This window comes from Cecembia sp. (assembly GCF_007126775.1).
Lineage (GTDB): Bacteria > Bacteroidota > Bacteroidia > Cytophagales > Cyclobacteriaceae > Cecembia.
Window position 1 is genome coordinate 1 of sequence record NZ_SLAP01000026.1, and the last position, 11,879, is coordinate 11,879.

The following is an 11,879-nucleotide window of genomic DNA, read 5'->3' on the forward strand; positions in this document are numbered from 1 at the left end:
ATTTTTTATCTTCTGAATTAAATTCTGAAGCAAAATCCATTTACCAATAGGATTCAATTTTCTTAATGAAAACCTTAATTCCTTAACATCTTCATGTTTCAGAAATCTGACTTCCGAAATTGATTCCTCACGCTACATTCTTCATTATCCTAGCCTATATCCTGGCCCCAACTATCCTGATAGCCATCGGGACCACTGGACATTTTTTTAAGGTTCGGTCCTGAAATCCTCCTTCCGAAATCCGAAATTTCAATAATCTCTAAATACTTGGTAAATTGTACTTAGTACTTGGTACAATCTTAAGTCTTATATCTTGTATCTAGCATCTACTAACCATACATCTTCTCCCTCAATGCCTTGATTTCAGAGGATTCCAGATAGTCATCATAAGGCATTCTTCTATCAATGGTACCTTGTGGGGTAAACTCAATAATTCTATTTGCGGTAGACTGCACAAAAGCATGGTCAAAAGAGGTTAGCAACACTGTGCCGTTGAATTCAATGATGGCATTGTTAAAGGCCGTGATAGATTCAAGGTCCAAATGGTTGGTAGGCTCATCCATCACCAATAAATTGGGATTTTGAAGCATCATCCTGGAAATCATACACCTTACCTTTTCACCTCCGGATAGAACAGTGGCCTTTTTGAGAGTCTCTTCTCCTGTAAACAGCATCCTGCCCAAAAAGGTCCTTACATAAGCTTCTTCCTGATTGGTAGAGTATTGTCTCAACCAGTCTATAAGATTCAGTTCAGTATCAAAATACTTGGAATTATCATTTGGGAGGTAAGCCTTATTGATGGTAACCCCCCATTTAAAGTTTCCTTTTTGTGCTGGAATATCTTCCATAATGGTCTGGAAGAACTTGGTGACAGCTTGTTTGGTTTTGGAAACAAAAGCGATCTTATCTCCTTTATCCACCATCAGGTTGACATCAGTAAAATAGATGGCATTTTCATCTTTCAACTCCAGTCCTTCCGTCATGAAAATCTGATCTCCTGCCTCCCGTTCAGGTTTGAAAATAATTCCAGGATATTTTCTGGTGGAAGGTTGGATGTCATCAACATTCAGTTTTTCAAGCATTTTTTTCCGCGCAGTAGCCTGTTTTGATTTTGCAACATTGGCCGAGAAACGTGCAATAAATTCTTGCAGTTCTTTGCGTTTTTCTTCTACTTTCTTGTTTTGATCTGATTTTTGCTTTGCTGCGAGCTGGGAAGACTCATACCAAAAGGTGTAATTACCCGAATAAATTTTTATTTTGCCAAAATCAATATCTACTATATGCGTTGAAACGGCATCTAAAAAGTGACGGTCGTGGGATACTACAATTACAAGATTTTTGAAGTTGACAAGAAAGTCTTCCAGCCAATTGATTGTTTCTGTATCCAGGTCATTTGTGGGTTCATCAAGTATCAGAATGTCAGGGTTACCAAAAAGTGCTTGGGCCAATAATACCCTAACTTTTTGATTACCGGCCAATTCCTTCATTTTAAGGTAATGTAAGTTTTCTGATATGCCCAAGCCTGAAAGGAGGGAGGCCGCATCAGACTCTGCATTCCAGCCGTCCATTTCCGCAAATTCTGCTTCCAGTTCGGATGCTTTGATGCCATCCTCTTCTGTAAAATCTGCTTTCATGTATATGGCATCTTTTTCCTCCATGATAGAGAAAAGCTTTTTATGCCCCATGATGACTGTTCGAAGTACTTCTACTTCATCAAACTCAAAATGGTTTTGCTTCAAAACAGCCATTCTCTGACCAGGCGTGATGTTGATGCTTCCAGATGTACTGTCTTGATCTCCCGATAGTATTTTAAGAAAGGTGGATTTTCCTGCTCCGTTGGCACCTATGACACCATAGCAATTGCCAGGGGTGAATTTTAAATTGACATCTTCAAATAAGGTTCTTTTCCCGAACTTTAGGGACAAATTGTCTACTGAAATCATGAATGGCTAATTTTTTTAAAGGTGCAAAGATAGTCATTTTGATCACAAAGTGTAAGATTCTGGTAAGAGAGACTGATCAGAAATCAGTAGATTTATTATCAAGGTCAATTTCCTTTATCCAAATGTTCCTGTAGAGTACATTGTGCCCTTCCGCCTGCAACTTTATTCCTCCAGGTCGGTCTGTGATTCCTTTTCCTCCCTCATTGCCGCCATCTAATCCTGAATTGGGTCCACCCCATACTTGTTGGATCTCCTTATCTTCGTGGATTTTTTGACCATTGAAGTAGATTGTAACCCGTGCCTTTTCGCTTAATTTCCCGTCTTTGAAACGTGCAGCCCTAAATTGAATATCGTAAGCATTCCATTTACCTACCCCATGGTATGCTTCAACAATGGGTAAGTGCTCATTGATGATAGCGGCCATGCCGTGTAATCCATAATCCCCATCTAAAATCTGAATTTCATACCTGTTTTGAAGGTAAACACCGGAATTGCCTGCTTCTTCCTGTACCAAAAATTCTACGTGCAATCTAAAATCTTTAAATTCCTGATTGGTCACAATATCTGCTGCACCATATAGGCCTCCTGCTGCAGCAGGATCATTGCTGTTCATGGCGTATCCGGAATCTACAGGGTCTTTTACAATTTGCCATTTGATGGGGAGCTCGGCTTTTAATCTAGGGCCTTTCCAATAGGTCCATTTTTCGTCCAACATTTCTCTGCTGCCATCAAAAAGCATGGTGGCTGTTTCAGGTTTGTTGGTGCCAACACCTATTTGGGCATTGGCATTGGCAATAAATAAAATAAGACAGAGGGAAAGGAAATGATTTTTCATAGGCCATGTTGGGAAATGATTTGAATTCAAATAAGCGAATTTATTGATGGATTTTTATGCTGTTCATGGAATTTTTGATCAATTATATTGGAAACTGACTAATTTGGTAAATTCAAAGCACATAAAAATGAAAAATCTACTTTTACTATTTGGGTTGTTTTTCTTTACTGTTGTATGCTGCACTCATAAAGAACAGATCAGTAAGGAAGCACATCTGTCCGAAATCAACGATTGGCATGAGAAACAAATGGCTTCTCTCAAGTCTGAAACAGGTTGGTTAAATCTGATAGGTCTGTATTGGTTGGATGAGGGAATTCAATCATTCGGTTCAGGTGAAACTATGGATTTGAGACTTGATAACATTGATTTTCCGGAAGAAATTGGGATGTTTGAATTAAAGGAAGGGAAGGTATTTTTTTTACCCGCAGTTGATGGTGTGATTTCAAGTTCAGGGGAGCTCAAATCCAAAACCATGATCTTTGATGCTGACGATCAAATCTCTGAAGCCCTAACTTATGAGAGTCTAAACTGGACAATTATCAAAAGGTCAGATGCTTTTGGAGTCAGATTGAGAGATCATGAAGCGGACGCCGTCAGGACATTTGAAGGAGTAGAGCAATTTCCGATAGATATCCGATGGAGGCTCATTGCCGATTTTGTTCCTTACCAACCTGTTAAGCAAATTCCGATTACCAATGTGATAGGACAGACCAGTCTCAATAGCTCTCCAGGTTATCTGCAATTTGAGTGGGAGGGAAAACTTTATAAAATTGATGCTTTGGGCAATGAAAATGATGAAGAGTTGTTTTTAATTTTTGCAGATGAAACCAGCGGTGGTGAAACTTATGGAGGTGGAAGGTACATGTATGTAAAAAGTGCTGATAATCAGGGAAAAATCATTCTCGACTTTAATAAGGCTTATAACCCACCATGTGTTTATACTCCCCACGCCACCTGTCCTTTGCCTCCAAGGCAAAATATATTGGATTTGCCCATTGCTGCAGGCCATAAAAATTATGGAGATCATTGATGGTTTAGGCCGCTTCCATTAATTCAGATTGCTCCTCTGCTGCAGGTACGGTTACCTTTACTACATTTTTCAAAAAATAGATAGTTTCCTGCAATACGCTCTCCCAATCATCCGAAGTGATGCTTGAAGCAATGACATGGTCCCCTGACTCAGGGAAAGCAATTTTACTTTTCAGATGATGGGGGGTATTCACTTGTTCAAACATTTCCAACATATGTGGAACAGAAACTACCTTATCCTGTTCTTCCTCATTTTTATAATAATAGGCCAAAAACAAAGGTTGCTTTATTTCTTGAAATGTTTCTTTTTTCATTTTACTTCTTATCAAAATACCCAGACTTCGGTAGCTATTAAGATGGTATTGTTCTGACCAATATTTTGCTTTATCACCTTCTCTAGGATTCAGAATGACTCCATTTTCATATTGAAACTTTTCTGCCAAGTAGGACAACCAGGGTTTGAAAAAGATTTCCAATCCATCCCCATATTCTCTTATACATGGGGAAAAGAGAATCAAGGCTTTCATATCAGGCCTTTCTGAAGCCAATGTCAATGAAAGTGCACCTCCCATAGAAGTCCCGATTACAATTACCGAATCCCCAAGACTTTTACCTATCATATAGGCTTCTCTCACCTCATCAACCAATTTTTGTGCTGTCAAATGTTTGAATGCATCGGGCCGTGATATTCCGTGTTCAGGAAGTCTTATCAAATAGAGATTTGCTCCAAAATGAGCAGCAACTTCTCTGTGGACCGGATCTCCTTCCATCTCACTGGCTCCAAAACCATGTATGTATACAATGGAATAGGCAGTCTTACTTTTATTGGTACTGTCTGCCCAGATGATTTTAGCTTCATTATTGGGTTTTAAACCTTGGACTGTATCTTCCTTGCTCCTTACAAAATTTTCCAAGTCATACATTCTGGTAGGTACTTCGGGATATTCTCCTAAAAGTGGTGCTACTGAAGATTTTGGTCCCAGCATATAGGTGATGGCAAGAAGAATGGCTAAAACAAGTAAAATTTTAAGCGTTGTTTTCATCGTGGATTATATTGACACCGTAAAAATAAGGGTTATGTTGAAACTATCAGGAAAGAATTCGCAATCTTTGTTTTAAAAGCAGCAAAATTCAATTATAATTATTTTTGTAAAATAATTAGACACGAATGAGACAAAGTAATATCGGTAAAACACCTCCCTTCCTGTTAATCTTGGCCATGCTTTTTGGTTGTGCTGAAAAAGGCAATTTGGATTATAATTTTAAAACAGAAGATTTTGAGCCCCATGTTATAGCGCTTTCGTCGGACGATTTTATGGGGAGGATGCCATTTACTGAAGGGGAGATCCTTACATTGGATTATCTAGAAGCCCAATTTATCGAACTGGGTTTGCAGCCCGGTAATGGAGATAGTTTTTTTCAGGAAGTACCCATGATGTCCATCATCTCTCAGCCAGAAGAAATTATGCGGATTAAAAAGCCGGGAGGGGAAATTACTTTAGAAGGATTCAGAGATTATGTGCTTTGGACGCAACGTGTAGATTCAGAGGTGAAGTTTGAGGATGCTGAAATCGTTTTTGCCGGATATGGAATTGTAGCCCCAGAATATGGCTGGAATGATTATGAGAACCTGGATGTAGAAGGAAAAATCGTTATGGTCATGGTCAATGATCCTGGGTTTGGCAGGGAAGAAACTGATCTTTTTAAAGGCAATGCTATGACCTATTATGGTCGATGGACCTATAAATTTGAGGAAGCTGCTAGGCAAGGGGCTTTAGGAACCTTGATAATTCACGATACGGAACCAGCTGGCTATGGCTTCAATGTGATACAAAATGGCTGGAATTCTGCTAAATTGTACTTGGATTCCAGGGGATCTGAAATGTATAGGCCTGTTTTTGAGGGTTGGGTTACCTTACCAGTTGCCAAGAAGCTTTTTGATATGGCAGAAATGGATGCTGAGGAAATGCTGGGAAATGCCAGGTCTTCTGCGTTCCAACCTGTATCCCTTGGACTGAAAGCAAGCAGCAGTATAAATGTCACTGTCAATTATGCACAGTCCAAAAATGCCATAGCATTGATTGAAGGAAAAAGTAAACCGGATGAATACCTGATTTATACCGCCCATTGGGATCATTTAGGAATTGGAAAGCCTGATGAAACCGGAGACAGTATCTATAATGGAGCTTTGGACAACGCCAGTGGTGTAGCCGCTCTTCTTGCATTAGGGAAGGCTTTTCAGTCCAATCCCCCGGAAAGGTCTATTGTTTTATTGATGGTCACAGCCGAAGAACAGGGCTTATGGGGCTCTGCTTATTATGCTAAAAATCCAGTTTTCCCAAAAGAAAAGACTTTGGCGAATATTAATATTGATGGGATCAACCATATTGGGAAGATGAGAGATGTATCTGTCATCGGGGTAGGGCAATCTGATCTGGAAGATCTCCTGGAAGATGAGCTTCAAAAACTGGGAAGATATAGTGCTCCCGAGCCTACTCCCTCGGCAGGGTATTATTATCGATCGGATCATTTCAATTTTGCAAAAATCGGAATTCCTGCACTTTATTTTGGAACTGGGATTGATCATGTTGAAAAGGGAAAAGAATATGGATTGGAGAGGCAGCTGGATTTTACAATGAATCATTACCATAAACCATCAGATAAATTTATCCCAGGTGAATGGGATTTGGACGCTGCTTTGGATGAAATTAAGCTTTACCATAATATAGGGCAACGATTGGCCAACAGTCGTATCTGGCCACAATGGAAAGAAGGCTCTGAATTCAAGTCTGTTAGGGAAGCATATATGAAAAGATGAATTTCCGAGCCAATTTTTTTTGTGAGCGGTACAAACTTTTTCTATAACAAAGTAAACTTTTTGTGAGTACTCTCCGTTAGTCCTGTGTTTGTGATAGTAAAATATGGAGAGCATTTTACAAAAAATTCGTGTGGATGTCAATGAGGATATTTACCTCAAAGATCCATACAGTTCCGATTTGGGCAAAGATATAATCCGGGCTTCCATTCAAATGATGTTGGAGTTGGGGTTTGAAAATTTTTCTTACAAAAAACTTTCTGTAAGAATAGGCTGCACAGAATCAGCTATTTACAGGTATTTTGAGAACAAACATAAATTACTTCTTTACCTTACTTCTTGGTATTGGGGCTATGTGCGGCAAAACTTTATTTTTGGCACAGCCAATATGGAGGATCCCAAAAGAAAATTAGAAATTGCGATTCAGATTCTAGTTAAAGGCCCCATATTTACAAAAAATGACTTTATTGATCCTTTGGCATTAAGAAGATTATTGACAGATGAAGCTGCCAAAGCGATCATGACTAAGGAAGTAGATGAGGAATACCAAAAAGGTTTTTTCAACCATTATTTTAAATTGGGAGAAATTATAGCTGAAATCATTAAAGAAATCAACCCCTGTTTTCAATATCCAAAGACGCTGGTTTCAACAGTAATGGAGTCCAGTCTTATGCAGTCGTATTATTCCAGACACCTTCCGGATATGACCGAGCACCAACCAGGAGATGAAAGGCGTGTTGATTTTTTCAATCAATTAGTTTTTAAAACCATAGCAAATGAAAATTGATGTAGCAATGACCCCTTTAAAGAGGTTTTTCAAGCTTCTTGCAGAAGAGGATAAAGAAGTATACGCCATATACTTTTATTCTGTTCTTAATGGGGCGGTTTCTCTGGTTTATCCCCTTGGTATACAGGCCATAGTGAATTTTGTGCTGGGAGGAAGGGTCAGCACTGCCTGGTTGATAATGATTCTTGTCGTTGCCGTAGGGATCACATTTGGAGGATTTTTACAAATCTCTCAATTGTACCTTACAGAAAAACTCGAACAGCGGGTGTTCACCAAAACAGGCTTTAGTTTTGCTTACCGCTTACCTAGAATGAAATTGGATGCCCTTCAGGATAGGTTTACCCCAGAGATTGTCAATAGGTTTTTTGATGCAGTAAGTCTTCAAAAAGGGATGTCTAAAATTCTGATTGATTTTTCTTTTGCAACTGTACAGATCTTTTTTGGTATGATTTTATTGGCTTTGTACAATGTGTTTTTTGTGATTTTTAGTCTGATATTGATTGCGTTGGTTGTTTTGATTTTCTATTACACTAGCCCCAAAGGCATGGAAACCAACCTTAAAGTATCCACTCAAAAATACAAAACAGCGTATTGGTTGGAAGAAATTGGAAGGACAATGGCAACATTCAAGTTGGCAGGCAATTCGAAACTTCCTTTCAATACCGTAGACAAGCTTTTGTCATCTTATGTTGACTTTAGAAACAAGCACTTTGCGGTTCTTGTTCTACAATACAAGGTCATGATTGTTTTCAAGGCGCTGATTGTCACGGTACTTTTGGTTGTGGGTAGTTTACTTTTGATAGACAACCAAATAAGTATTGGACAATTTATTGCAGCTGAGGTTGTTATTATTTTGATTGTCAGTTCGGTAGAAAAATTAATTCTTTCTTTGGATATAGTGTATGATACGCTAACCGCAGCAGAAAAAATTGGCCAAGTAATGGATTTGCCTTTGGAAAGACAGGAAGGCACAGAGAAATCCCTGACTACCAATAACCAAAGTTTAAAATTTGAGGTGAGAGAATTGGGATTTAAATCTAAGGACACCAGCTTTGATATCCTCAAAAATGTGAATTTTACCGTCAATGCAGGAGAGAAAGTAATTCTTACTGGTTCTAGCGGAAGTGGCAAGAGCACCTTACTTTATCTGATTGCCGGACTTTATGGGGAGCATGGGGGTAGGGTGATAGTCAACGATCTGCCTATAGATACAATGAATCTAGACCGTTTGAGGAGTTATATTGGGGACAGCCTTTCTCATCAATCTATTTTCAATGGTTCCATTTATGACAATATCACCTTGCATAAGGATGTCGGGGATAAGCATGTACGCGAAATCATTGACCTTGTAGGCTTGAAAGAATATATTTATCAACTACCAGAAGATTGGGACACAATTTTATTACCTGAGGGTAAAAATCTTAGTAAACATATTATTAGCAAGTTGATATTGGCGCGGTGCTTGGTTAGTTATCCTAAGGCATTGATTCTTGAAGATATAATTTCTTGTTTCGAAATGGAGGAAAGGATTAAATTTATCGATTATCTCCTGGATGGAAAATGGACATTAATTCTTGTTTCAGAGGATCCTGAAGTCATCAAAAAATTCCCAAGAGTGCTTGCTCTTGAGCAGGGTAAACTTGTATTTGACGGTTCAAGCGAAGTGTATTTAAAGAGTAAAAATCTATAAGCCCCTTATTATGATAGATATTTCACCAAATAAAATCGGGGAAAAAATTAAGGTAGAAGGATATAAGAGCCTTGGAATGAGTTTTCCCAAAGGAGAAAGCAAAAAGAGGATACAAATTCTTATTTGGGCATTGGTTGGCGCTTTCTTATTTCTATTTCTTCCTTGGACGCAGAATATCCGGTCCAAGGGCTTTGTTACTGCCCTAAGACCAGATCAAAGACCGCAAACAGTACATTCCATCATAGCAGGAAGGATAGAAAAATGGCATGTTGCAGAAGGTGATTATGTACAAAAAGGGGATACTGTATTATTGGTTTCAGAGATCAAGGATGACTATTTTGATCCTATGCTATTGGAGAGAACCAGATTGCAAGTAGATGCGAAATCCATGGCGGCAAGGTCCTATTCTGAGAAGGTGAAATCCCTTGAAGTCCAAATTTCTGCGCTAAGAGCAAACAACGTGTTGCGAAGAGAGCAGGCAGAAAACCGCCTAAGAATGGCGGAGCTTCAGGTGACTTCTGACAGCATCAAATATGAGCAGTCCAAAGTCAATTTTAAAATAGGAGAGGAGCAGCTTAAGCGAGCAGAGAACTTATTCCAAGAAGGACTCCGTTCTTTGACAGACTTTGAACAAAGGCAGTTGCGTTTTCAGGAAGTACAGGCCGGTTTGATCGCATCTGAAAATGATTTATTGAAAAGTATCAATGCGAGAATTGCCGCCAATATTGAGTTGAATGCCATAGATAATGATTTTAGGGACAGAATGGCAAAATCTACAGCTGATATGTATGAGGCGATGTCTGCTCAGTTTGATGCCGAAGCTACTGCGACGAAGTTAGAAAATCAATATTCCAATTATGAGGTAAGAACAGGTTTTAGGTATATTTTAGCTCCTCAGGAAGGTTATATCACTAGAGCCATACAAGTGGGTATAGGAGAAACCATTAAAGAAGGCGCCGAAATTATCAGTATTTTACCAGGAAATGCTCAACTTGCTGTCGAAATGTATGTTGAACCTGTTGATTTTCCTTTGATAAGAATTGGCAATCAGGTAAGGTTTATTTTTGACGGTTGGCCCGCAATTGTATTTTCAGGATGGCCACAAATCACCAATGGTACTTTTGGAGGAGTAGTACATGCTATCGATAATTTTGCAGGACCAGATGGAAAATATCGGATATTGGTAGTGGAGGATCCTACAGAACAACCATGGCCAGACGCTTTGAGAATAGGCTCTGGTGCAGACGGTATAGCGTTGCTCAATGATGTGCCACTTTGGTATGAAATATGGCGTCAACTCAACGGGTTCCCACCAGATTATTACACCTCAAGAGAAAAAGCTGATAACAGAAAGGCCAAATAATCCATGCGTAAACTGTTGATAATAATTTCATTGTTTTGCGCTCATTCCTTAAGTGCTCAGGAGGAACTTTCTTTTGAGATGTATATGGAATGGGTGCGGTCATACCATCCCGTAGCTAAGCTTGCAGATATTAATCTACGTTTTGGAGAGCAGGAATTACGGGCTGCTAGGGGAGGGTTTGACCCGAAAATATTTGCAGATTACAGTGCTAAAAGATTTAAAGGTACAGATTACTATGATACAAGAGTAGGAGGGATTGGAGTGCCTACCTGGGGAGGTGTGGAATTAAAAGGTATTTTGGAACAAAACGCCGGAACCTTTCTAAATCCGGAACAGACCGTTCCTTCGGAAGGTTTGATTGCAGTGGGTGCATCTGTCAATCTGGGGCAGGGTTTATTTATAGACAATCGAAGAGCAGCATTGAGGCAGGCCCAAATTTTTCAAGAAGCGACAATGGCCGAAAGACAGCAAATTCTTAATGACCTTTATTTGGATGCTACGGATGCCTATTGGAAATGGGCTGCAGATTACAAAAACCTGACGGTATTTGAAGAGGGATACCGGTTGGCAGAGGAGCGGTTTGAAATGGTAAAGGAAAGTTTTATTCAAGGTGACTTTCCCGCAATTGATACAGTGGAGGCCTACACACAGGTAATGGATAGGTTGTACAGACTTCAGAATGCACAGATCAATTTTTTTCAAAGCACTCAATTCATCAATACCTTTCTATGGGACGAGAATGAAGCGCCTGTAGATTTGATGGAAACAATTTTCCCAGAAGACGTGCTGGATCCCATCCTTTATGACTACAGTAAGGAATCCCTGAGGATGTATGTGCTTTCCCACCCTGAATTGCAGTTGAAAGACTTTGATATTGCTAGCACAGAAATTGAAAGGAGGTTTAAGGCAGATTTGCTCAAACCTGTAGTACGTGTAGATTATAATTTCTTAACAGAAAGGACCAATCCCACGCAAATTTCGCCTTTTCTTCAAAATGATTACAAAATGGGTCTCACCTTTGCGATGCCCTTGTTTTTGAGGAAAGAACGGGGAAGTTTGGGTTTCACTAAAGCAAAACTTGATTTCAAAAACTATGAAAGGGAGCTGAAACTCTTGCAACTAAAAACCAAATTAGAAGGGGAGATTTTTAACTTTGAAACTGTGGAAGAGCAGTTGGTAGTTTTTACCAACAATGTGAGCGGATTACAACGACTGTTAGACGGTGAAGTCATGCGTTTTGAAATGGGGGAAAGTTCACTTTTCTTGGTCAATGCCCGTGAGGTGAGTCTTTTCAATGCCGCCGTCACCTTAAATGATCTTGCTGCCAAGCGTAAAACAGCTTATGCCAAAATGCTAAATGCAGCTGGTCTCGGCTTTGAAGAATAAAGAAAAAGGGGCAATTGCAAATAAAATTTAA

Annotated in this window: 9 protein-coding genes; 6 read left to right on the plus strand and 3 right to left on the minus strand. The window is 39.4% G+C overall.

All coding sequences use genetic code 11. From position 1 onward, the window contains the following. Positions 1-329: 329 nt before the first annotated feature. Together QZT73_RS01895 and QZT73_RS01900 are read right to left on the minus strand one after the other, a co-directional pair. Entirely contained in the window at positions 330-1,943 is a 1,614-nt protein-coding gene (locus QZT73_RS01895; protein ID WP_291786323.1) for an ATP-binding cassette domain-containing protein, read from the minus strand. Between the two features lie 76 nt (positions 1,944-2,019). Beyond that, positions 2,020-2,778, minus strand: a complete 759-nt coding sequence (locus QZT73_RS01900) for a DUF1080 domain-containing protein (protein ID WP_291783802.1) — start codon at positions 2,776-2,778, stop codon at positions 2,020-2,022. Between the two features lie 127 nt (positions 2,779-2,905). Between QZT73_RS01900 and QZT73_RS01905 the strand changes: the two genes are divergently transcribed. Next, positions 2,906-3,808, plus strand: a complete 903-nt coding sequence (locus tag QZT73_RS01905; protein WP_291786325.1) for a DUF1684 domain-containing protein — start codon at positions 2,906-2,908, stop codon at positions 3,806-3,808. Between the two features lie 4 nt (positions 3,809-3,812). On the opposite strand, the gene QZT73_RS01910 is transcribed toward QZT73_RS01905, so the two are convergent. Next, on the minus strand, positions 3,813-4,850 hold the full coding sequence (locus QZT73_RS01910) for an alpha/beta hydrolase (RefSeq protein WP_291786327.1): 1,038 nt from the start codon (positions 4,848-4,850) through the stop codon (positions 3,813-3,815). A 125-nt stretch (positions 4,851-4,975) separates the two neighbouring features. Between QZT73_RS01910 and QZT73_RS01915 the strand changes: the two genes are divergently transcribed. The 5 genes from QZT73_RS01915 (at position 4,976) to QZT73_RS01935 (ending at position 11,848) form a co-directional block, all read left to right on the plus strand. Continuing rightward, complete coding sequence (locus QZT73_RS01915; protein ID WP_291786329.1) at positions 4,976-6,625, plus strand: M28 family metallopeptidase; 1,650 nt, start codon at positions 4,976-4,978, stop codon at positions 6,623-6,625. Between the two features lie 103 nt (positions 6,626-6,728). After that, positions 6,729-7,409: a TetR/AcrR family transcriptional regulator gene (locus tag QZT73_RS01920; protein ID WP_291779446.1), complete on the plus strand. Its 681-nt coding sequence runs from the start codon at positions 6,729-6,731 to the stop codon at positions 7,407-7,409. Continuing rightward, a complete protein-coding gene (locus QZT73_RS01925) occupies positions 7,399-9,099 on the plus strand; it encodes an ATP-binding cassette domain-containing protein (RefSeq protein ID WP_291779449.1) in 1,701 nt (566 codons plus the stop codon). Before QZT73_RS01920 ends, QZT73_RS01925 begins: the two co-directional genes overlap by 11 nt. Positions 9,100-9,109: 10 nt before the next feature. Then, complete coding sequence (locus QZT73_RS01930; protein WP_291779452.1) at positions 9,110-10,462, plus strand: HlyD family efflux transporter periplasmic adaptor subunit; 1,353 nt, start codon at positions 9,110-9,112, stop codon at positions 10,460-10,462. A gap of 3 nt (positions 10,463-10,465) precedes the next feature. Beyond that, positions 10,466-11,848, plus strand: coding sequence for a TolC family protein (locus QZT73_RS01935; protein ID WP_291779455.1), 1,383 nt, complete (start codon positions 10,466-10,468; stop codon positions 11,846-11,848). The last annotated feature ends 31 nt before the right edge of the window (positions 11,849-11,879 follow it).